Annotated in this window: 19 protein-coding genes and 1 pseudogene; 13 read left to right on the top strand and 7 right to left on the bottom strand. The window is 64.0% G+C overall.

Annotated elements, in window-relative coordinates; all coding sequences use genetic code 11:
• The first annotated feature begins 136 nt into the window (after positions 1–136).
• Positions 137–817, top strand: a complete 681-nt coding sequence (locus tag JOE41_RS06150) for a hypothetical protein (protein ID WP_209751494.1) — start codon at positions 137–139, stop codon at positions 815–817.
• 1000 nt (positions 818–1817) lie between these two features.
• Positions 1818–2123 carry a hypothetical protein gene (locus JOE41_RS06145; RefSeq protein ID WP_209751492.1) on the top strand — a complete coding sequence of 102 codons (306 nt, stop codon included), beginning with the start codon at positions 1818–1820 and terminating at the stop codon, positions 2121–2123.
• Positions 2124–2231: 108 nt separating this feature from the next.
• On the opposite strand, the pseudogene JOE41_RS06140 reads toward JOE41_RS06145, so the two are convergent.
• Positions 2232–3963, bottom strand: a pseudogene (locus JOE41_RS06140) (DUF222 domain-containing protein).
• Between the two features lie 857 nt (positions 3964–4820).
• Between JOE41_RS06140 and JOE41_RS06135 the strand changes: the two are divergent.
• From JOE41_RS06135 to JOE41_RS06120, 4 genes are all read left to right on the top strand, one after another.
• Entirely contained in the window at positions 4821–5099 is a 279-nt protein-coding gene (locus JOE41_RS06135) for a PqqD family protein (RefSeq protein WP_209751490.1), read from the top strand.
• A gap of 25 nt (positions 5100–5124) precedes the next feature.
• The gene (locus JOE41_RS06130) at positions 5125–6414 is read left to right on the top strand and encodes an ATP-binding protein (protein WP_209751488.1); all 1290 of its coding nucleotides are present in this window, start codon (positions 5125–5127) and stop codon (positions 6412–6414) included.
• Between the two features lie 101 nt (positions 6415–6515).
• The gene (locus JOE41_RS06125; protein ID WP_209751486.1) at positions 6516–8105 is read left to right on the top strand and encodes a polysaccharide biosynthesis tyrosine autokinase; all 1590 of its coding nucleotides are present in this window, start codon (positions 6516–6518) and stop codon (positions 8103–8105) included.
• Between the two features lie 8 nt (positions 8106–8113).
• Positions 8114–9085 carry a nucleotidyltransferase family protein gene (locus tag JOE41_RS06120; protein WP_245200647.1) on the top strand — a complete coding sequence of 324 codons (972 nt, stop codon included), beginning with the start codon at positions 8114–8116 and terminating at the stop codon, positions 9083–9085.
• Here the strand turns inward: JOE41_RS06120 and JOE41_RS06115 are convergent.
• Complete coding sequence (locus JOE41_RS06115) at positions 9054–9461, bottom strand: VOC family protein (RefSeq protein WP_209751485.1); 408 nt, start codon at positions 9459–9461, stop codon at positions 9054–9056. The two genes, JOE41_RS06120 and JOE41_RS06115, sit on opposite strands and share 32 nt — an antisense overlap.
• 179 nt (positions 9462–9640) lie before the next feature.
• On the opposite strand from JOE41_RS06115, the gene paaA reads away from it, so the two are divergent.
• Genes paaA through JOE41_RS06085 form a run of 6 tightly spaced genes read left to right on the top strand, consistent with a single transcriptional unit; the run spans position 9641 to position 14515 of the window.
• Positions 9641–10648, top strand: a complete 1008-nt coding sequence (gene paaA / locus JOE41_RS06110) for a 1,2-phenylacetyl-CoA epoxidase subunit PaaA (RefSeq protein ID WP_011693045.1) — start codon at positions 9641–9643, stop codon at positions 10646–10648.
• A complete protein-coding gene (paaB, locus tag JOE41_RS06105) occupies positions 10645–10947 on the top strand; it encodes a 1,2-phenylacetyl-CoA epoxidase subunit PaaB (protein ID WP_011693044.1) in 303 nt (100 codons plus the stop codon). The genes paaA and paaB overlap by 4 nt, the downstream gene beginning before the upstream one ends.
• A complete protein-coding gene (gene paaC / locus JOE41_RS06100; RefSeq protein WP_209751482.1) occupies positions 10944–11876 on the top strand; it encodes a 1,2-phenylacetyl-CoA epoxidase subunit PaaC in 933 nt (310 codons plus the stop codon). Before paaB ends, paaC begins: the two co-directional genes overlap by 4 nt.
• Before the next feature lie 11 nt (positions 11877–11887).
• Positions 11888–12448, top strand: coding sequence for a 1,2-phenylacetyl-CoA epoxidase subunit PaaD (paaD, locus tag JOE41_RS06095; RefSeq protein ID WP_209753563.1), 561 nt, complete (start codon positions 11888–11890; stop codon positions 12446–12448).
• A gap of 15 nt (positions 12449–12463) precedes the next feature.
• Positions 12464–13690: a 1,2-phenylacetyl-CoA epoxidase subunit PaaE gene (gene paaE, locus JOE41_RS06090; protein ID WP_011693041.1), complete on the top strand. Its 1227-nt coding sequence runs from the start codon at positions 12464–12466 to the stop codon at positions 13688–13690.
• 42 nt (positions 13691–13732) lie between these two features.
• Positions 13733–14515, top strand: a complete 783-nt coding sequence (locus tag JOE41_RS06085) for an enoyl-CoA hydratase/isomerase family protein (RefSeq protein WP_209751480.1) — start codon at positions 13733–13735, stop codon at positions 14513–14515.
• A 19-nt stretch (positions 14516–14534) separates the two neighbouring features.
• Here JOE41_RS06085 and JOE41_RS06080 read toward each other — a convergent pair whose 3' ends face one another.
• Positions 14535–15533 (bottom strand): hypothetical protein, encoded by a 999-nt coding sequence (locus JOE41_RS06080; RefSeq protein WP_209751478.1) that lies wholly within the window; start codon positions 15531–15533, stop codon positions 14535–14537.
• 140 nt (positions 15534–15673) lie between these two features.
• Between JOE41_RS06080 and galU the strand changes: the two genes are divergently transcribed.
• The gene (galU, locus tag JOE41_RS06075) at positions 15674–16567 is read left to right on the top strand and encodes a UTP--glucose-1-phosphate uridylyltransferase GalU (RefSeq protein ID WP_209751475.1); all 894 of its coding nucleotides are present in this window, start codon (positions 15674–15676) and stop codon (positions 16565–16567) included.
• A gap of 6 nt (positions 16568–16573) precedes the next feature.
• Here the strand turns inward: galU and JOE41_RS06070 are convergent, their stop codons facing one another.
• From JOE41_RS06070 to JOE41_RS06055, 4 genes are all read right to left on the bottom strand, one after another.
• On the bottom strand, positions 16574–16996 hold the full coding sequence (locus JOE41_RS06070) for a VanZ family protein (protein WP_209751473.1): 423 nt from the start codon (positions 16994–16996) through the stop codon (positions 16574–16576).
• A 322-nt stretch (positions 16997–17318) separates the two neighbouring features.
• Positions 17319–17918 carry an LPXTG cell wall anchor domain-containing protein gene (locus JOE41_RS06065; RefSeq protein WP_209751471.1) on the bottom strand — a complete coding sequence of 200 codons (600 nt, stop codon included), beginning with the start codon at positions 17916–17918 and terminating at the stop codon, positions 17319–17321.
• 173 nt (positions 17919–18091) lie between these two features.
• Complete coding sequence (locus JOE41_RS06060; protein WP_209751468.1) at positions 18092–19840, bottom strand: DUF4012 domain-containing protein; 1749 nt, start codon at positions 19838–19840, stop codon at positions 18092–18094.
• A gap of 134 nt (positions 19841–19974) precedes the next feature.
• Complete coding sequence (locus JOE41_RS06055) at positions 19975–21288, bottom strand: UDP-glucose/GDP-mannose dehydrogenase family protein (protein WP_209751466.1); 1314 nt, start codon at positions 21286–21288, stop codon at positions 19975–19977.
• Between the last annotated feature and the right edge of the window lie 21 nt (positions 21289–21309).

Genomic DNA, 21309 nt, shown 5'->3' with positions numbered 1-21309 from the left:
TAGTTTGATGCGGGATTCGTCCCAAAAGTTCCCCGGAAAGAGAACGCATTTTGGGGAACATTCTGTTTCTCGAGCGTCTCTAATCATCACCAAAACAAAAAAGGAAGCAAGCCTTCCGTTTCAGAAGGAGAGCATCATGTCACTCGAAAACTACTCGTTCACCGACAGTAACGGCGACGGTCTGGGCGACGTCGGCGCGGCAGACTTCAACGGCGACGGCGCCGTGGACAGCTACGCACTCGACACCAACTTTGACGGCTACGTGGACAGCTACCAGCTTGATGCCAACGGCGACCAGTACTTCGAGTCGGTCGGCTATGACAACAACCAGGACGGTGTTGCGGAGACCTTGGCGACCGACACGAATGTGGACGGGAGGATAGACGTGACGGTCACCGATAGCGACCAAAACGGTGCGGTGGAAACAATGCTCGTAGACCGGGACGGCGATGGCGTACAGGAAATGGGCCTTTACGACTCCAATCAGGACGGCCGGTTCGACAGCTTCACGACGCCGGAGACGGGAAACGTCGCTATTCAGGATCCCTCCGTCGACCCCGCGCTACAAAGCACCACGATTGGGGGAAACGCGTACAGCGGGACCCCCGGAGGACTGTCCAACAGCCCGGTGCTGGACAGCACCATTGTTGGGGGAGGTGCACACAACGGAACGCTCGATGCCATGGCCACCAGCCCCGTCCTCTTGAACAGCCCTTACGCCACCAGCATGATCAATCAGATGGCGCAGAGCCAGCAGATCGCCGGCCAGACCTGGTTGTTGCCGGACAATTTCGAGATCGTGAAGCGCACCTACTGAAATTGAGAACAAAGTTGGGCCGCGGGCGGCGAAAACGGCGCCTGCGGCCCACCATCATGGATGTCAATTCCCCCCGAATAGTTCGGAGTGGGCCATGGATTTGCCACAGATGCCGGCTGACCTAACGAACACTCTTTACGACGGCGGCGCGTCCGGCGGCGGGGGGACCTTTAGTTTGCCTTGAGGACGCTGTGCCGTTTGGTGGCAGCCAGTGCCTTCCCGGCCGTATGTTTTCCACGCCGCAGCCATCCAGGGAGCATCAGCCAGGGCCCAACCCGCCCGGCCAGCTTCTTCCGCGCCCGCCGGTGACGGCGGAACCCGAACTCCCGTTGCAGGACCTAATGCAGCTGGGTTCATACGATCTGACGGACTGGCTCATACCCTTGTTGCTGGTGTTGACGACGTTGGTGGGTGGCTACGTGATGATCCGCTACCGTTGCATCCGGTTTCTCGCAACCTCTCGGTACAAGCCCCCACTTCCGTGACGCAGGAACGGTTGACGTCCCACGGCGGAAACCTTGACCCAATCTTGCAAAACGATTGCGGGAACCTAGAGTTCCAACCGGCACAGTGGGGTCAACCGGTGAAGAACACGGCCAAAGCAGCTGGGCGGCCCGGCGGGGGAGGCCCAACCGAATGCTACGGGGGGACGAAGATGTCAGAGATCGCCTATCGCACAAAGGAACATGCCGGAGTCAGCCGCCGAACCCGGGCGTGGGGAGGCGCACGGCCCTTACAGGCCCCGGTCCTCCCTGTTCCCGCCGGGCTGATCCCGGCTACGGCCGTTCCGGTCACGCCGGCTTCCGCCGAGCGGATCACGGCCCCGCCGGCTTCCTCGGGGCGGATCCCGGCCACGGAGGCGTCGGCTGTGTTCCATTTGGGTATTCGGCCCCTCCCTTCGACGTCGCATCCTCATGGGACCGCCCATCTCCGCCCTGCCGTCAAAGTGCCCGTCCGGCTCAGCCTGGCTGGACTCGGAGCCGTCTCCGGTTCCCTAAGCGTGCGCACGACCATCAGCCCGGTCACGCGGGCCACCGGTGACGTCTCGGTGGCGTTTTCATATGTGGATGTGGGAACGGTATCCCTTCCGCCGGCGCTGAAGCGCGCGGGTAATACGTTCACCGCTGACTTCACCTGCGTTGTGGCACCCGGTTCAACGCAGCTGGACTTCGACTTCGGCGGCCACAGCTACCGGGGAAGGAACAGCGACCGCGGCGACTTCCTGCTGGCCACCGAGGTGACTTTCCAAGAGCACGGCAAGCAGGAGCCGACGGTTCTGGCTACCAGTGTCCTGTTCCACCTGTAGCCGGGACCTACCGTAAACACCCCACGACGAAGGTCCGGGGTTAGGCGGTAGCCACTCAGGCTTCCTTGAAGGAGCCTGTGCTGAGTCAGCTATTCAGCGCCTGAAGTATCAGCATCTGAAGTAGTTGTTTCGTCTGGGTTGTTGGTGTGGGTCGATGTGGGGTGGCGGGATGAACCAGGGGATCCGGTTTTGACCTGGATGTGCCATTGCTCTTTGTGGATCAGGTGGTGGTGATGGCTGCAGAGCAGTGTGCCGTTGTCTGTGCTGGTGGTTCCGCCGTGTGACCAGTAGGTGGTGTGGTGGGCTTCGCACCAGGGGGCGGGGATGGTGCAGCCCGGGAAGGCGCAGCCTTGGTCGCGGGCGGTGATGGCTTTGCGGATGTGGGGCGGGAAGATCCTCGTGGTGCGGCCGATGTCCAGGATGCGGCCCTGGCTTCCGAGGAGGACGGGGATGATGTCCGCGTCGCAGGCGATCTTCCGGACCGTGGCGGCCGTGACGGGCCCGGTGAACGTGAACGAGCCGGTGCCAGGGATGGTCCCGGTGCCGGGGATGCCTCCGGTGCCGGTTGGCCTGTCGCTGTTGTCGTCGAGGCGGTTCAAGCGGTTCAGGAGGTCGCGGTAGTCGATGGTGACCATGACCTGGGGACGCAGGCCGCCCGCGGCGGGGAGGTTTCCGGTGGCGAGGGCGGTTTTGGCGGCGCTGACGAGGCCGTCCAGGAGTTGCTGGGGCCGGGTCCGCCGGTCCAGGTCGCCCTCGCCACCATGGGTTCCGTCGTTGCCTTCAGCCGCTTCTGGTTGGGTGCGGGGTTGGTGGCGGTGTTCATGACGGTCAGGAGGGGTTCGTACTGGTCCGGGGTGGCGAAGAATTCCACGTGCTGTAGTCCGCGGCGGGGTTTCCGGATGAACACGCCCTGCCGGTGGCGGAGTTCCTCCTCGGAGGGTTCGCTGCCGTCCTGGTCGATCGCCTCTGTCCACTGCCGGGCGATGCGGGTCACGAAATCGGTGTCGTGCTCTGCCGCGGTGCGGGTCAGGGCGTGTTCCATCCGGGCCGTGGTGTCTTCGGTGGCGTGGTGGCGGACCCGGTCCAGGGCGAGGGTGATGATGGTCGCGGACCGGGAGCCCACGGACCCGGATGCGACGGCGGCGGCCAGTTCGGGTCGTTCCGGTTCTTGGGGGTGGCCGGTGATTCCGGTCCGGGGTAGCACGGCTTCGGCGAGGGCGAGTCGGCGGCGGGCTTCGCCGGCACCGATCCGCAGCCTCATACGGAGGAACTCGGTAGTGTTCCGGCACCCGTCATCGGCCGGATCCGGATCGTTGGACCTCGGCGGTTCTGGGTTTGGCACGGAACCCGCGGCGGCCTCTGGGCCTCCATCGCTGTCCCCCGGGCTGCAAGCGGGAGTTCCGGTCGCCCAGCCGATCGGCCCGTGGACAGCCGTCTCGTTGCCCCACCCGGTGGTCCAGCTAACCCCGGCACCCGAGCGCGCAACAGCACTGGCCTCGCGCCGCGTCCGGTCCACCGCCCCGGCAGCAACCACCTGAAGGTATTCCAGCATCCGGGAGGCTTCCTCGACGCTGGCGGCGAAGTCAGCCGCCTCCTGGAAACCCAACACCGCAGCGTCCGCGACCGCCGTCGAACTAATGGCCTCCAGCAGCTCAAGGCACCGGGCCAGACCACCGGAACCACCGCCGTCGAACACTAACGGCTCCGGCCGGCCGACGAGAAGCTCAGCCGGCGGCACCGCCCGTAGGGTCCGTTTCGGCGTCGCCAATTCTAAAGGCGCGTCGGAAATCCGCCCAGGGCGCAGGGCCTGGTTCGGGGCGAATTCTCCAACGGCTTCCATGGGATAACTCTGCCAAAGGGGTCCGACATTTAAGCCCGCTTCGTCGCGGTGCAAACCCCGAAAGCCGTGGACCCTCTTGGCAGCGGCGAAATCTCAACTCCGCCCTAACGCTCAATTCGCCATGTGCAGAAAACCTTGACCGAATCTTTCAAAACGGTTGCGTGAACCTTTGGCGTCGTTGGGGAAAGTGGGTGCAACCGGCGGAAACGCGGTGAAAGCATCTGGCCGGTCCATGAGGGCTGGTCCCAGTCGAAATCTATGTGGGGGCGCAATTGTCTGAGGTTCTGAACGCAGAGGTCACGAGCGGCGAAGAGGGCGGTTTCAGTCGTCGCAGGGTAGTAAAGGGTGTGGCCTGGTCAGTGCCCGTTATTGTCACGGCCATCGCGGCTCCGGCGGCAGCCGCGTCGGGCGGAGCGACAGCAACATTCATTGGAGGGACCGCGAATATTCCCTCGACCACCCAACCGAACGGAAATGGTCACCTCCGCTCTAACGTTGCAGTCCCCGTTACGCTCAGCCTTGCCAGTCTCGCCGGCGTCACAGGCTTGATAAACGTCGTCATGACTATCAGCCCCGCGACGCCAGCTACCGGTGATCCGTCGGTGTCCTTCTCCACGGTTCAGGTTGGGACCGTGTCAGTTTCGCCGGTATTGGTGCTCACGGGGAACGTGTTTACGGCTACATTTGCATACGCTCTCCCCGCAGGGTCAACTCAGGTGAACTTCGCCATCGGAGGGTACACGTACCGGGGCAAAGCGGGAGATCGTCGAGACTTCCAAGTGGCTGCAGCGGTAACGCTTGTACAGAACACCAAGACTGTTTCTCTGTCACCGACCTCGACCATCTCGTTGTAAACCATGATCTACCACCACTCCACCCTCGTCGCCGAAGTCCGCACCGAGTCAACAAACAGGGTTGCCCTGCTCCACTTGGACGCAACCCAGCCGGTGGTCCTCGAAGGTACGGCGGCAACAATTTGGGAACTGATCGACGGCCGTCGCGACCAGGCGGACGTCATCGCCGAATTGGAGGCCGCCTTCGAGGACGCGGCTGGCGAGCTGGCGCCTCAGGTCGAAGCCTTCCTGGCCAGCCTTGAGGCCCAGCGGCTCATCGAGACCGCAGCCACCGCAAACTAACACCGGCAGGACTGATGGGGGAGTCATGAAAGGCGAGGACAAGGAGCGCGGAGCCAATCCGCAGCTCGACTGGGACTTCCCCGGCGAGTGGATCTTTGAGGACCTCAAGGGAGGCGGCGAACTGCTCAGCGTCGACGTCTTCGGCACGCAGTTCGCAGTCCGCTGGGGTCGCTCGGTCACCCTCGAGCAGCAGCACAGCATGCGCTCCGCCTGGTCGCGCTGTGCCAGCACCCGGGACGCCTTGATCCCGCCGCTCGCCAAGGAGCCCACGGAATCCCTTCCGTTCTCCGCCTCCGTTTCGTACTTGTCATTAATGCACGACGGCGGGACGTTCGCGCTGCAGGCAGCCTCCTTTGAGGAGCTGGCTGAGAACCTGACCTCCCGGCTGACGGTCGCGGCCATCCTGGAGAACGCGGGCGAGTTCATGATGCTCCACGCCTGCGGCGTCGCGGACCCGGCCACCGGCGCAGTGGTGGCGCTCGTCGCCAAGTCCGGAACGGGCAAGACCACCGCGGCCTCGGTGCTGGCCGGGACGTACGGGTATGTCACGGACGAAACGGTCGCCATCGGGCCCGACGGTTCGGTGCTGCCCTACCCCAAGCCGCTGTCCGTGAAGCAGGGGCCCGGTTCGCCCAAGCACCAGGTGGGTCCGGATGAGCTTGCGCTCCAGCCGGCACCGCCCAAGCCGTTCATCCAGTCCATCGTCCTGCTCGATCGGATCGAAATCGATCGGATCGACCTCAACCGGGTTGAACCGGACCGGATTGAACCGCACCAAGAAGCACACCAAGAACCAACACTCCGCCAACTCCCACTGGCGGACGCCTTGCTCGCCCTCATCCCGGATTCGTCCTCGCAGGCCGAGATTGACGAGCCGCTGCAGTCCCTGTGCCGGCTGATCGACCGTGTGGGCGGCGTGTGGCAGGTGACATATACCGAGGCCGCGGACCTGCCCCAGGCCCTGGCACCGCTCTTCAAAAAGCAGCGCCGCTCGAAGCCCGCGTGGGAAGCCCGCGCTGCAGCAGCAGCCGAAGCCGAAGTGGGAGAGATCCCGGACGGCTGGATCCGCCGGGTGGAACCACTGGATGCCGTGGCTGTCGACGGCGACCTGCTGGTGATGCTGGAATCCGAGATCGTGCGCCTGAGCGGGATCGGACCGGCCATCTGGGAGGCCACGGCCAGCGCAGTTCCGCTGGACCAATTGGCAGAACAAGTAGGCGAAGTGCACGGCCGCCCGGAGGACTACCGGGCCGCCGTCGCCGCAGCCGCGGGGCAGCTCATCGCCAAATCAGTCTTGGAACAGGGCGGCGACTAGCCGCCACCCGTGTGGGAGACCACTCCGTGGGGGACCACCCGACGCAGTAACCCGGCAACGAAGACCGGGCAAAGAAACATACAAACTTGGAAGGATCCACCATGAGCGTCAACATTGCAGCCGGCGCAGAAGCACCTGCCGGCCTGGACCTGGCCGACTACCTTCGGGTGGTGCGGGTGTACTGGAAGGCAATCGTCGCCTTCACCCTGCTGGCCACATTGACGGCGTTCGGCTGGACCGTCCTTCAGCCCAAGATCTACTCGTCCGATTCCAGCGGCATTGTGGTCACACCGGGCTCGGACAACGTGAGCCTTTCACTGGCCGGGGACAGCCTGGCCAAGGCAAAGGTCAAGAACTACGAGTCCGTGGCCAAGTCCCGCCTCGTGGCTGACCGGGTCATCGCCTCCCTGGAACTTAAAACAACCGCAGACGCGCTACTCGGCACCATCAGCGTCAAGGTTCCGCTGGATACCGCCGAGATCCGGGTGACGGCCCAGTCGCCCGATCCGGCAACCGCCCAGCGCGTCGCGGACGCCTGGGTCAACGGCCTCGCCGCCCAGGTGGAAGCGATCGAAACAGCCACACCCGGAACAGCAACGCCCGACGCCGGGACCTCGCCGGACGCTGCCACCGCACCAGCGGCGACGGCCTCCGCCGTCAGGATCCTCCCGCTGGGCAAAGCAGTCCTTCCCACCAGCCCGGTTTCCCCGAACGTCAAGCTCACCCTGGCGCTCGGTGCACTCATCGGCCTGGCCCTCGGAGTGGCCTATGCACTGGTCCGCCGGCACCTGGACCGTCGCATCCGGAACGCCACAGAAATCGAACGGCTCTTCGACGTCCCGGTGATCGGCACCCTCCCCGTGGACCATCGCCTGGACGAGAAAAGCACGATTCTGGACGCCGGCGCCGCAGCCCAGCTGCACGATGCCGGCGGGGCGATGGCCGAGGCCCTCCGGGAACTGCGCACCAACCTCAGTTTCCTGGACGTGGACCAGCCGCCGCGGATCATCGTGGTCACCAGCTCCATGCAGGCCGAAGGAAAGTCCACCGTCACCGCCAATCTGGCGGTCACGATGGCGGCCGCCGGCGAGAACGTCGTAGTGGTCGACGGCGACCTCCGCCGCCCCACGCTGGTGGACGTTTTCAACCTGGTTCCGGGAGCCGGGGTCACCGATGTGCTCACCGGCACCGCTGAACTGGAGGATGTCCTCCAGCCCTGGGGCGCGCTGCCGAACCTCTCGGTCCTGGGCTCCGGCCGCATTCCGCCGAACCCCAGCGAACTGCTGGGCTCCAAGGCCATGAAGAACATGCTCAACGCCCTGGCAGAGAACGCAATCGTGCTGATCGACGCCCCGCCGCTGCTGCCGGTCACGGATGCTGCGGTACTATCCCGCGTGGCGGACGGCGCCATCGTGGTGATCCGGACGGGCCGGACCACCCAGGAGCAGCTGGGCCAGTCCCTGGGCAACCTGGAAAAGGTGAAGGGCCGCATCTTGGGCGCCGTCCTGAACTACGTGCCCACCAAGGGCACGGACGCCTACTCCTACTACGGGACGTACACCTCGGCTCCTGAAACGCAGGACCTCCCGGAGCTTGCGCAGCCCGATGCCATGGCGCACGAACCGCAGTGGGACACCGAACACGACGACGTCCTGGAACCCGCCGCGGCCGGCCGCCGCGCCCGGGCCTAGGCCCCGCCATGCAGACCCCCGCCATGCAGAACCGGACCATGGGGAACCCGGCCGACGAAACGCGGAACCCCGCCGACGAAACGCAGCTGAGCATTCCCGAAGCCGTGCTCCTGGGCCATGCCCTGGTGCAGCGGGTGGCGGACAGCCTGGGAATCAGGGCCTTCTTCATCAAGGGCCCGGCCAGCGTGGTCCAGGGCCTGCGCCTGCCCAAGATCTCCGTGGACGTGGATGTCTTTGTGCCCCCGGCGGACCTGGAGCGGTTACTGACCGGCATGCGCCAGCGGGGTTGGCGGGACCGCCCGGTGGACCCGGACAGCAGGACCTTTCCGAAGCACTCCGTCACCATCGACCATCCCGAATGGCCCTGCTGCATCGACGTCCACTTCCGGTTCCCCGGCATGGAAGCTTCCCCCGGGGACTGCTTCGAGGCGATGTGGGCGAACACGGAGGCCCTTGAACTTGCAGGGCAGGAGGTGCGGGTTCCGTCAAAGGCGCTGGGCATCCTCATCCTTGCCCTGCATGCCCTTCGCTCGCCCCACCTGCCGGCGTGCCGGCAGGAACTCGATTACCTGGCGGAGCTCACGGAGCGGGAATCACTCGCTGCCGCCATCCTGGAGATCTCCGAGGCTACCGGCTCCCTTGCAGCCATGCGCCCCTTCCTCGAGGAACACCTGCCACAGAAGGAAGCAGCAACGGACTGGCCCCAACCGTCCACGGAATGGCGGAACCGCCTGCTGTCCAAGGAGCCGGGCAGCGCCCGGATCATTGCGATTGCCCAGGCCCCGCTGCGCGAAAAACCAAAGATGCTGTTCCGTGCGGTCTTCCCGGCTCGGGAAGCGTTCGTGGGTAGGAATATCTACGCAGACATGTCGCTCCGGGGCCGCCTCGGGCAGCATCGGGCCCGGTGGGCCAGGTTCCTACGGTCGGCACCAAAGATGGTCAAAGACCTCAGTCAGCTCCGCCGGGTTCGTAGCCGATAAGCCAGTGAAGTCCGTGCCGGTCGATCACCTGGCCATCGGATGCGCCCCACGGCTTGGGGGCAAGGGGATCCACCACCTGGCCGCCGACGGCGAGCTTGTCGAACCACTCGTGGAGGGTCTCGGGTTCGGCGGTCCCCAGCAACGAGAGCATGAGGCCTTCGAACCGGACCGTCTTCCCACCGGCTGGCGCATCCGATCCGGCCAGGGCCACAGTGCCGCTGAGGACTCCGTGGGCGATGTGGTCCGGCGGGCCGTCGCTGCTACCGAAGTCCTCCTTGGTGAACAGCGATAGCTCTCCACCGAAGACGTCACGGTAAAAAGTGAGTGCTTCGCGGGCCGTGCCGGGGAAACTGACATAGATCTGCGGTGCCGTCATGCCCACAGCCTACACACGCGGATTTCGTGGCCGGTGACACGCGCGCGCTCAGTCGACGGTTCCGTTCACGCCCCGAAACTACCCCACCAAACGCCGCATGTGCTTGACGCATCTCACGGCTTCCGCATATCCTGAACGAACGGTCGGTAATTATTTATCGGATATGCATAGGAGCAACCATGGCATCGCAGACCCTGCAGTCAGTGCCCGCTGATCTGACACCTGAACAGCTTGAGGCAGCAGCCCGGCACGAGGCAGAAGGTCAGGCGTACTTTGACCGCGTTATGGCGGAGGATTCGCGCATCGAACCCCGCGACTGGATGCCCGCTGCCTACCGCAAGACCCTCATCCGCCAGATCTCGCAGCACGCGCACTCGGAGATCATCGGCATGCAGCCGGAAGCCAATTGGATTTCCCGTGCACCCAGCCTGAAGCGCAAGGCCATCCTGATGGCCAAGGTGCAGGACGAGGCAGGCCACGGCCTCTACCTGTACTCCGCCGCGGAGACCCTGGGCCAGCCGCGTGACCAGATGATGCAGGACCTGATGGACGGCAAGGCCAAGTACTCCTCCATCTTCAACTACCCGGCACGCACCTGGGCGGACATGGGTGCCATCGGCTGGATGGTGGACGGCGCCGCCATCGCCAACCAGGTCCCGCTGTGCCGCGCGTCCTTCGGCCCCTACGGCCGGGCCATGGTCCGCGTCTGCAAGGAAGAGTCCTTCCACCAGCGCCAGGGCTTCGAGATCCTGCTGGAACTCTCGCACGGCACCCCGGAGCAGAAGCAGATGGCCCAGGAAGCTGTGAACCGCTGGTACGCCCCGGCCCTGATGATGTTCGGCCCGCCGGATGACGATTCACCCAACTCCAAGCAGTCCATGGCCTGGAACATCAAGCGCTTCAGCAACGATGAGCTCCGCAACCGCTTCGTCGGCATGATGATGGAGCAGGTCAAGGTCCTGGAGCTCACCCTCCCGGACAAGGACATCCGTTTCAACGAAGAAACCAAGAAATGGGAGCACGGCCCGCTGGACTGGGACGAGTTCCACGAAGTCCTGAAGGGCCGCGGCCCCTGCAACGCCCAGCGCCTGGAACGGCGCCGCGAAGCACACGAGAACGGTACCTGGGTGCGCGAAGCGGCCGCAGCGTACGCCCGCAAGCAAGCAGAGAAGGAATCCGCAGCATGAGCCCCGAAACCCCCGCCGGCAACGTCTGGCCCATCTGGGAAGTCTTTGTCCGCTCCAGCCGCGGCCTGTCCCACGTGCACGCGGGATCCCTTCACGCGCCGGACGCAGCGATGGCGCTGCGCAACGCCCGCGACCTGTACACCCGCCGCAACGAGGGCGTGTCCATCTGGGTTGTCCCCGCGGAGGCCATCGCGTCCAGCGATCCGGACGCCAAGGGCGCCTTCTTCGAATCGCCCCAGGGCAAGGACTACCGGCACGCGACGTACTACACCAAGAGCGAGGGCGTGAAGCACCTGTGAGCACCTCACCGGAAACCACCACCGAAGAAACAACGCACGACGGCGGCCACGGGGACATCTCCGTGGGCGTCGCCACTGCCGGCACCAGCGGTGACGCCACCGCCAGCGCCACCCGCATCACGCCGGGCAACGCCCTCCGCCCGGAGGACATCGCGCTCGCCGTCAGCCGCGGCACCGCCAAGCCCTCCGAGGACGTGGCCGAGTTCGCACTGCGCCTGGGCGACGACGCCCTGATCCTGGCCCAGCGCCTGGGCCACTGGATCTCCCGCGCACCGGAGCTGGAGGAGGACATCGCCCTGGGCAACATCGCCCTGGACCAGCTGGGCCACGCCCGCTCCTTCCTCAGCTACGCCGGCGGCCTAAACGGCAAGAACGAGGACGATCTTGCCTACTTCCGCTCCGAGGAAGAGTTCCGGTCCATCGAACTCTTCGAGCAGCCCAACGGGGACTTCGCCGTCACCATTGCCCGGCAGTTCGTGGTGAGCTACTACCAGTTCGAGCTCTACAGCCGGCTGACGAAGTCCACGGACCCCACCCTGGCCGGCATCGCCGCCAAGGCCGTCAAGGAAGTGGATTACCACCGTGACCACAGCGCCCAGTGGGTGCTGCGACTGGCCCTCGGCACGGACGAATCGCGCCGCAGGATGATCCACGGCTTCAAGGTCATCTGGCCCTATGTGGACGAACTGTTCCGCGACGACGACCTCACCGCCCGCCTCGCGGCGGCGGGTGCCGCCGTCGAACCTTCCAGCCTGCGGGCGGACTTTGACCGGCTCACCGGCGAGGTCCTGGCCGAGGCGGAACTCGAGTTTCCGCAGGTTCCGGCCGCCCTCGGCGGCGGACGCCAGGGCAAGCACTCCGAGCACCTGGGCTACATGCTGGCAGAGATGCAGGTACTGGCCCGCCAGCACCCCGGAGCGAGCTGGTAGCCATGCCGGACATGTATGTCAGCCACCCCACCGCGGACAACGACACCGCGGGCACTGCGGACACCAGGTCCGCGGAGCAGAAGGCCTGGGACCTCGCCGCCACGGTGTGCGATCCCGAGATTCCTGTTCTCACTATCGCGGACCTGGGCATACTGAGGGACGTCAGGCTGTTCGACGACGGCGGCATGGTGCCCGCCGTGCAGGTCACCATCACCCCCACGTACTCGGGCTGCCCGGCCATGGACGCCATCCGCGATGACCTCAGCGCGGCGTTCGCGAAGGAGGGCTACCCCAACGTGCATGTGGAGCTGGTGCTCTCCCCGGCGTGGACCACGGACTGGATGACCGAGTCCGGCAAGGCCAAGCTCAAGGAATACGGCATCGCGCCGCCCACCGGCCGCTCGAATGCGGCCCGCCACGCAGGCCCGATCCGCCTGCAAATGGCTGTGAAGTGTCCCCAATGCTCCAGCCTGAACACCAAGGAACTCACCCGCTTCGGTTCCACCTCCTGCAAGGCGCTGTACGTCTGCCAGGACTGCAAGGAACCGTTCGACTACTTCAAAGTTTTGTAAGGAACAGGTGCTCCCATGACTGTTGTCCGCCAGACTGCCGCCGAACAGGCAACGGCCACCGGCCGCCGTCGTGCGTCCTTCCACACGCTGACGGTGGCGGAAGTCCGCCGGCTCACGGACGATGCCATCGAGGTGACGTTCGGGGTCCCGGCGGAGCTTGCCGGCCAGTACGACTACCTGCCCGGGCAGTACGTGGCCCTGCGCACCACCATGCCGGATGAGAACGGCCAGCCGCACGAGGTGCGCCGCAGCTACTCCATCTGCGCTGAGCCGCGCAGCTTCGCGGACGGCAGCAGCGAGATCCGCGTGGCCATCAAGAAGGACCTGGGCGGGCTGTTCTCCACGTGGGCCAATGCCGAGCTGAAGCCCGGCGACCAGCTGGACGTGATGAGCCCCATGGGTGCGTTCGTCTCCAAGCACGGCCGCGACGGCAAGGCTGTGGAGCAGAACGTCATGAACTCCATGAACCACCCGGAGGACCTGGTGGGGGAGCCGGGCAGCTTCGTGGCCATCGCCGCCGGTTCCGGCATCACCCCGGTGATCGCGATTGCCCGCACGCTGCTGGCGGCCAACCCGGAGACCCGCTTCGACCTGATCTACGCCAACAAGGCCGCCATGGACGTGATGTTCCTGGAGGAGCTGGCGGACCTGAAGGACAAGTACCCGTCCCGCCTGGCCCTGCACCATGTGCTGTCCCGCGAGCAGCGCATCGCGCCGCTGCTAAGCGGAAGGATCGACGCCGAGAAGCTCCAGGCGCTGCTGGGCACCGCCATCCACGCGGACGATGTGGACGAGTGGTTCCTGTGCGGGCCGTTCGAGCTGGTGCAGCTGTGCCGGGACACCCTGGCAGCCCGCGGCGTGCAGCCCGAGCATGTGCGCTTTGAGCTGTTCACCTCCGGGAAGCCGGACCGCCCTGAAGGCAACATCGGGCGTCCGGTGATCGCGGACGAGTCCAAGGACACGTACAAGATCACGTTCAAGCTGGACGGCCTCGAGGGCAAGGTGGAGAGCCCCACCCATGCCCGCGAATCCTTGCTCAACGCCGCGCTGCGCGTGCGCCCGGACGTGCCGTTCGCGTGCGCCGGGGGAGTGTGCGGCACCTGCCGCGCCAAGGTGGTCACGGGTGCCGTCACGATGGACGAGAACTACGCCCTGGAGCAGGATGAGCTGGACAAGGGCTACGTGCTCACCTGCCAGTCCCACCCCACCACCCCGGAAGTCACCGTCGACTTCGACGTCTAAGCTTTTTCTACCCCGGCTGTCACGGCCACGAACAGGAGCCCCATGATCTCCCTCTCCATCGCCGACGGCATCGCCGAGGTTGTGCTGAACGCGCCGCACAAGCTGAACTCACTGGACGAGCAGGCGCTGAAGGATTTAACCCAGGCGTACGACGACGCCGCTGACGCCGCCTCGCGCGGTGAGGTGCGGGCGCTGCTGCTCAGGGGAGAGGGACGCGCCTTCTGCGCGGGCCGGGACATTGCCGGCGTGACGCCGGAGACCGACGACGTGCAGGGGTACCTGGGCGGGCTGCTGCAGCCTCTGCTGAAGAAGATGACCGCGTTCCCGGCGCCCACATTCGCGGCGGCGCAGGGCGCGTGCCTGGGCGTGGGGCTGGGCCTGCTGCTGGCCACGGACGTGGTGTACGTGGCGGAAGACGCCAAGTTCGGCTCGCCGTTCGCCAAGCTGGGCGCCACGCTGGATTCCGGCGGCCACTGGTACTTCACGGAGCGGCTGGGCATGCACCGGACGCTGGACCTGATCTACACGGCTGAGCTGATGTCCGGCGCCGAGGCCGTGGCGCAGGGGATGTTCAGCCGCGCCATGCCCAAGGGCGAGCTGCTGGAAAACACCCGTGGCATCGTGGCGAAGGTTGCCACGGGCGCCACGGGTGCTTTCAACGCCAGCAAGGACCTGGTGGCCCACATCCGCGACCAGCGCCTAGGCCTCTGGGATGCCATGGAAGAGGAGAATGCGGAGCAGGCCCGGCTGTGCAAGTCGGAGGACTATTCAGAGGGCTTCAAGGCGTTCCAGGAGAAGCGGACCCCGGAGTTCAAGGGCCGCTAGAGGTGGGGGCCCGCCTAAATCAGGCCGCCGGATCGTCAACCATGGTGACGCTGTCCGTCAGCTCAGTCCAGAGCTCTGATTCCGTGGGGAGGTCTGCCGGGCAGGCAAGGATCAGTTCCATCAGGCCGTCGCCGGCCGGCATGGACCGCACAGCGATGCGGTACACCACGTCCACGTCGCTCTTGTTCCTGAACCGAAGCTCGGCTTCCTGCAGTTCAATGACGCGGCCATGGTCATTCCGCAGCTTGGTGTAAAGCGAGTCCGCGTCGGTCACAACCGTGACCGGCTTTCCCACCGTTGACTTGATGCCGTCGATTTCGAGCTGCATCGAGGCTTTGGTGGCTGCTTCGTCGGTGGTTTCATCACGGGGCGGCAGGATGGCCTGGTGCGTGGTGAAGTTGCAGGGGCTCTCTTTGCTGCGGTACTGGATGGTCCCGCCTTTGACCTCTGACATGGTCCAGCCTTCCGGCATGTTGGTGGACCAGACAGGTGCCGAGGTGAAGTCGGCATCCTGGAAGATGTAGAGATCCTCTTCGCCCGAGGCTGCGGCCGAGGACTCGCCAGTTGCACCGTCGGTTGCCCCGGCCGATTCCGAACTGCCGGAGGTCTCTGTGGGGCCAGGAGCCGCTTCTTGTTGTTTGTTTGAACCGAGGCCGCCGAGCACCATCACGCCGGCCACTGCCAGGACTGCCACGGCACCCACGCCGCTGGCCACCCAGCCCCAGACGGGGAAGCCGCCCTTGGGCGGGGCCTGGCCGAACTGTCCCGGTCCCGGCTGACCGTACGGAGGCTGGCCGTACTGGCCTTGCCCGGGCTCGCCATAGGGCGGCTGGTTGACGTTGTACTGGTCCGCGTGCGGGGGATAGGGCGGCTGACCGAACTGCGGCTGCTCGGGCTGTCCTTGGAAGCCGGGCTGACCCTGCTGGTTGGGGTAGCCGGGCTGGCTCTGCTGGCCGGGCGGCTGCCATGCGTTGCGTTCTGGGTGCTGCGGTTCGCCGGGCTGCTGGTCGTTATTCAAGATGTCCCCCAATATTTGTGAAAGTTGCACCAGAAGTATGTCCCAAAAACGAAACCCCTGCGATGGGCAGGGGTCCCCATCAGCCGCGTAATCTTGGCCGTGAATTGCAAGTTTCCGCAAACGATTTGTATGGTTCAGCTATGACTTTGGGGAAATCAGTAAGAAAAGCCGTCATTCCTGCTGCCGGTTTGGGAACTCGCTTCCTGCCCGCCACCAAGGCAATGCCGAAGGAAATGTTGCCGGTCGTGGACCAGCCCGCAATCCAGTACGTGGTGGAAGAAGCCGTCAAGGCGGGGCTGACGGACCTCCTGATGATCACCGGGCGCCAGAAGCGGGCCCTGGAGGACCACTTTGACCGGGCACCTGCCCTGGAGCGCACCTTGGAGCTCAAGGGAGACCTGGACCGACTGGAGGCTGTCCAGCACGCCTCCAGCCTCGCTCCGCTGCATTACCTGCGTCAGGGCGATCCCAAGGGTCTGGGCCACGCCGTGCTGTGCTCACGCCAGCACGTGGGGGACGAGCCGTTCGCTGTCCTGCTCGGTGACGACCTCATCGACGAACGGGATGAGCTGCTGAGCACCATGATCGACGTGCAGGCCAAGACCGGCGGCTCCGTCATCGCCCTGATCGAAGTGGACCCGTCCCAGATCAGCGCCTACGGCTGCGCGGACATCACGCCCGTGGACGGCGAGAACTATTTCCAGGTGAACCGCCTGGTGGAAAAGCCCTCTGTAGACGACGCCCCCTCCAACCTGGCAGTCATCGGCCGTTACGTGCTGCACCCTGCCGTATTTGATGTTCTGGAAAAAACTGAGCCGGGCCGCGGCGGCGAAATCCAGCTGACAGACGCCCTACAGACCCTTGCAACGTCTGATGGCGAAGGCGGGGGTGTTTATGGCGTAGTGTTCCGCGGGCGCCGCTACGACACCGGAGACAAGCTGAGCTATATCAAGGCCGTTATCTCCATTGCCTCGGAGCGCGTCGACTTTGGGGAAGACCTGAAGGCCTGGATGAAGGAATTCGTGAACGACTAAGCCAGTTCACAGGCTGTTCTTTGGCAGGCTCATCGTCAGTTGGCGGTGAGCCTGTCGGCGTTTAAGCTCCCGGACACTAACCCGGGCTGCCAGGGCCCCTATGACACAGCCGGCGGCGTTTGTGACAAGGTCCAGCGGGCTCGCAAAACGATCGTGAAGAAGAAGCTGTTGCCCCAGTTCCATACAACTGGAGACCACCAGGCCAAAGGCGCCGAGCCGCCAAATGCGTTTGCTAGGGAAGGCCTGGGAAACAACGAGGCCTACAGGCACGAAGAGCACGATGTTTGCCGAAGCCTCTATGAGGGAGTAATTGACCCAGCGTGGAATTCCCAAGGCCTGGATAAGGATGAGGAAGCCCGCGAGTTCCCCCTGCACGGGTTGGTCTACAGGGGTGGGCCAGAAAGCCACCATCGCCAGCGGTACCAGCATGGCAGCGAGCACTGTCCGCCAAAACCGCGGCTGCTCCAGGCGCTTCAAACGGGCCTCAGGACGTCCGGAGGAGTGCAAGGGTTGCCACTCCCAGCGCAGCGACGGCTAGGAGCGCCAGGAGGAGGTAGGGGAGTGCCTGTGGCGGGGGAAACGGCACCGTGAAGTCGAACTGCCAGCGTGGTCTGCGCCAATGTCTCCCCATAACTCTTATGAATACCACATTGCGGTGGTTGAGCTTGTCGAATCCTTAAAAGCCGAGGGTGGGTGGTTCTCCGGTTGCCCGGAGAACCACCCACCCTCTTTGGTGCTTGTTGGCTTAGCCTTACGCTGCGGCCTCAGCCTTGGCGCGGCGGCGAACCACAACTACCGAGGTTGCGCCGGCAGCCAGTGCGCCAGCGCCCACCAAGGACCAGAGGACCAGGCTTGCGTCTGCACCGGTGTTGGCCAGGCCAGCGCCGGTGTTCGCCAGCGGGGCACCGCCGGTGTTGGCGAGGCCGGCCGGAGCAACAACTACAACCGTGACGGGACCAACGGTGCGGCCGGAAGTTCCGGTAGCGGTCAGGGTGTACGTGCCGGACTCGCTGATGCTCAGCGGGAAGGCGAAAGCGCCGTTGGCGTCAGCCTTGGCGGAGAAGTTCTGCGGTGCCAGCGGCAGGGTGATCTTGGTCGGAACCGTGCGGCTACCGTTGGAGACGCTGGAGCCGTTTGCTGCGGGCGGGTTGCCCGGAGTCACGGAGATGGTGAGGCCTTCGCCGGCGAGGAACCCCTGGCCGCGGAAGACGAACTGCTCGCCCGGGCCAACGGTACCGTCGGAAACGGCTGCCTGTGGCGGGAGCGGCGGGTAGTTGGCAGCCATGGAAGGAGCTGCGCCGATAAGTGTGATGGAACCTGCAAGTGCGATTGCTGCAAGTGTTTTCTTCATGAGTCCCCCTGAGACCGTTAATACGATGTGTGCCACGTGGTTGGTGGAGATTTCCGATCCCCCGAGTGACCGTAGGTTGAAATCTCATTTGATGTGCCCGAGTAAACGGTAACACCTGGTGACGGGTGTTACCAAAGTGAATCAAGTCGCTTTACATACTGTTAACGCGATGTCTACTTACCCGGAACGCATTCCGCGGTTGTGGTGCTGAGGACTACATCCTTGACGGGTTGGACCGTTGGTGTGACAACCAGCTTAGGTTCCGTGTGTTGAACAATTTTTCCGAATGTCAGGTCCACCGTGCTGGTCTGGCCGGGTGCCAAAGCCACGGTCACGGATCCCACGGGCCGGTTGCTGTGCATATACGAAGCGAAATCGGCCTTCTTGCCGTCAACAACTGCATTCTCTACGTTCGCTTGGATCGGACCGTAAGCTATCACATTAGTTTGCACTGATCCTGCAGGAACGCCATATGCCCCTCCGGCAGTGACGTACTCGGGCAACGACGTGGCGGCATCCGCTGGCGCGGTATTAGTGCTGGTGATGCGCACCTTTACCTGCCCGTATTCGTCGCCGGTGCATTCCTGGACCAATTGGACGGTTCGTTTGACGTAGTAGTCCATTTTTGCGCCCGTACCATCGTTGAAGTACACACCGAACTGAGCCGGAGCTACGCTGGGACCCGCAATTGCGCCACTGACTGGGTACGTTGAGATGACATCTTGTTCAGCCTTATGAACGGACCAAACGAGGAACCGACCCTCCGCCGTACCCCGAGTAATTCCTTCGATCAGGCCCTTAGGATCACCCTGGCCGGCGGAAAGCGAACTGAATATTTCTTGGGCAACGCCGGCAAAGTACACATCCTGCATTTTGGGTTCAGGGATTTTTGCGTACACGTCGGACAAGAGGGTGCGAGTGACGTTTGCCCCATCTAACTTCGTGGGAAGCGATGAGCCAGCAAGGGCGCGAAGCTGTGGATCCGAGAGTTCCACAGGGCCTATTGCGTCCAAGATGTATCCGAGCGAGACCGGATCAATGGAGAGAACTCCGTCCACGTCATCGCCGTACTTAGATTTCCACATCGCCCGAGCGGTGGATGCTGTCGTGGGAAAGTCCGGAGTGAGGTTTGCATCCTGCATGAACTTGCCGAGACGAGTGGAGTAGATACCCACCTGTTCAGGATCCACGGGCAGGGACGGCGTGAACGCACCAAGCGCAGTTGCACTCGTCTGAGAACCCAACGAAAGCTTTCCCTGGTCAACCGTGAGGACCGCCAAAGCGCCCGGAATTCCGCCGGTAGCACGTGCCTCTGCGTTGTTTTGTATCAGTAGGAGATAGCGTCGGGACCCCTGGTCGCCCATCATCTCTGGGGCGATACCCGCAACACTGGCGGCGGTGTCAAGGCCGCCGCGCATGGATTGCAGCTGCTCCCTAGCGAGAATCAGCGGAGAAGCAACCTGCGGCAGCAAGGAACTCGTATCAATGTTATTCAGCCTGTCAGAAGACTGTCTCACCGCGTGCGCTGCAGAACTGAGCTTCGGCGCTGCTCCTGCCAGCGGTTTCAAATCGACCCCGGTGTTGCTAGGAAGAAGGGTCTTCCAATCCAGAGTGTTGAGGACCTGCACCAGAGGGGCGGCCCCAAGCTGGGCCACGTCGTCGGCTGAAGTTGCTACCTCACTTACCGCCCGAAAGTTTCCTCCCAACCACGGCAGCATCCCGGCCATTGTCCACAGCGGATCATTTGCCGCGTTCCGCGCACTCGCAGTGTGTTCCTTCAGGTTTTCCAAAGTTGCCGTGGCCGCTTCAATGTCGTCCCTTAAAACATCGTCTTTCAGCTGGGGGACTGATTGAGCGGCAGACTCTAGGTCGTCCTTTATTGAGCCAGCCTTGGCACCCAGCCAGAGGGCCGAGGCAAGCATGACGACAAGGAGGCAAGCTGAAACGGCCGCGGCGCCTACAAGGCGGCGACGTCGTTGCCCTCTATGGGCGTCGCGTCCCCACGTTGTTCCGTCATTGTCCGAGCGTGGAGCTTCGTATTCTGAGTCAGTCACCGTTACGGTCTCCCAAGTCCGCGGTACTGCCAGCCTGCAGTGCGCCATTTTTCGGGGTCCAAGACGTTGCGACCATCGAGCAACCGAGGTGAGGCTACTCGGCCGATCAGCTCGTACGGGTCAAGGTCTCGGTACTGCTGCCACTCCGTTAGGAGAAGCAACGCGTCCGCTGAAGCGACAGCTTCCTCCAGGTTGCCCTCGTAGTGCAGTTCCGGGAACCGTTTGGCGGCGTTAGACAGGGCTTTCGGATCGGTAACTGTGACGACCGCACCTTGGAGCTGGAGTTGCGCGGCGATGCTGAGGGCAGGTGAGTCTCGCACATCGTCACTTTCCGGCTTGAACGCTGCTCCGAGTACTGTGATTCGTTTACCCAAGAGCATGCCGCCGCAGAGTTCTCTGGTTAGTTCGACCACGCGGGACCGACGGCGCATGTTGATCGCATCCACTTCCCTTAGGAAGGTCAGGGCCTGGTCTGCTCCGAGCTCGCCGGCCCTTGCCATGAAAGCGCGAATATCCTTCGGCAGGCAACCACCGCCGAACCCGATGCCCGCGTTGAGGAACTTACGCCCAATGCGATCATCCATTCCGATAGCGTCGGCCAGCCGGGTCACATCCGCACCAGCGGCTTCGCAGAGCTCTGCCATGGCGTTTATGAACGAGATCTTCGTGGCCAGAAACGAGTTCGCCGCCGTTTTGACTAGTTCCGCAGTTGGATGGTCGGCAACCAAACGGGGCATACCCGCAGAAAGAGGGACGGCGTAGACCTCGTCGAGGACGGCAACAGCGGGATGATCCTCGGAACCGTCCGCCACGCCGTATACGAAGCGATCAGGACTAAGGGTATCGGCCACTGCGTGTCCTTCGCGGAGGAATTCGGGGTTCCAAACCAAATGTGCGTCCGGTACCCGTTCCTGCACAAGGGATGACAGCCTAGACGCTGTGCCCACCGGCACCGTCGACTTCCCCACGACCAGGTCGCCTGGAGCCAAATGTTCCAGCAGCGCAGTCGCCGCGGCGTCAACATACGTCATATCGGCGCCGTTTTCACCTTTTTTCTGCGGAGTACCCACACAGATAAAGTGCACGACGCTACCTGCCGCGGCGGACATGTCTGTCGTGAAGGTTAGCCGTCCCGTTGCCTGGACTTCCTCAAGGAGCCGTTCGAGCCCCGGCTCGTAAAAGGGAGCCTTAGCCGCTGAGAGCGCGTTGACTTTATGTTCGTCCACGTCAATTCCGACCACGTCGTGTCCGAGCTTCGCCATACAAGCCGCGTGCACCGCTCCAAGGTAACCGCAGCCGATAACTGAAATGCGCATTTTGATAGGTCCTTCCCCAAG

The organism is Arthrobacter sp. PvP103, assembly GCF_017833075.1.
Classification (GTDB): domain Bacteria; phylum Actinomycetota; class Actinomycetes; order Actinomycetales; family Micrococcaceae; genus Arthrobacter.
This window is presented reverse-complemented; position numbering and strand designations above follow the sequence as displayed.

Coding starts and splice junctions, on each gene's coding strand:
- JOE41_RS06150 (WP_209751494.1), top strand. CDS start 137: ATGTCACTCGAAAACTACTCGTTCACCGACAGTAACGGCGACGGTCTG.
- JOE41_RS06135 (WP_209751490.1), top strand. CDS start 4,821: ATGATCTACCACCACTCCACCCTCGTCGCCGAAGTCCGCACCGAGTCA.
- JOE41_RS06130 (WP_209751488.1), top strand. CDS start 5,125: ATGAAAGGCGAGGACAAGGAGCGCGGAGCCAATCCGCAGCTCGACTGG.
- JOE41_RS06125 (WP_209751486.1), top strand. CDS start 6,516: ATGAGCGTCAACATTGCAGCCGGCGCAGAAGCACCTGCCGGCCTGGAC.
- JOE41_RS06120 (WP_245200647.1), top strand. CDS start 8,114: ATGCAGACCCCCGCCATGCAGAACCGGACCATGGGGAACCCGGCCGAC.
- JOE41_RS06115 (WP_209751485.1), bottom strand. CDS start 9,461: ATGACGGCACCGCAGATCTATGTCAGTTTCCCCGGCACGGCCCGCGAA.
- paaA (WP_011693045.1), top strand. CDS start 9,641: ATGGCATCGCAGACCCTGCAGTCAGTGCCCGCTGATCTGACACCTGAA.
- paaB (WP_011693044.1), top strand. CDS start 10,645: ATGAGCCCCGAAACCCCCGCCGGCAACGTCTGGCCCATCTGGGAAGTC.
- paaD (WP_209753563.1), top strand. CDS start 11,888: ATGTATGTCAGCCACCCCACCGCGGACAACGACACCGCGGGCACTGCG.
- paaE (WP_011693041.1), top strand. CDS start 12,464: ATGACTGTTGTCCGCCAGACTGCCGCCGAACAGGCAACGGCCACCGGC.
- JOE41_RS06085 (WP_209751480.1), top strand. CDS start 13,733: ATGATCTCCCTCTCCATCGCCGACGGCATCGCCGAGGTTGTGCTGAAC.
- galU (WP_209751475.1), top strand. CDS start 15,674: ATGACTTTGGGGAAATCAGTAAGAAAAGCCGTCATTCCTGCTGCCGGT.
- JOE41_RS06070 (WP_209751473.1), bottom strand. CDS start 16,996: ATGCTGGTACCGCTGGCGATGGTGGCTTTCTGGCCCACCCCTGTAGAC.
- JOE41_RS06065 (WP_209751471.1), bottom strand. CDS start 17,918: ATGAAGAAAACACTTGCAGCAATCGCACTTGCAGGTTCCATCACACTT.
- JOE41_RS06060 (WP_209751468.1), bottom strand. CDS start 19,840: ATGCTTGCCTCGGCCCTCTGGCTGGGTGCCAAGGCTGGCTCAATAAAG.
- JOE41_RS06055 (WP_209751466.1), bottom strand. CDS start 21,288: ATGCGCATTTCAGTTATCGGCTGCGGTTACCTTGGAGCGGTGCACGCG.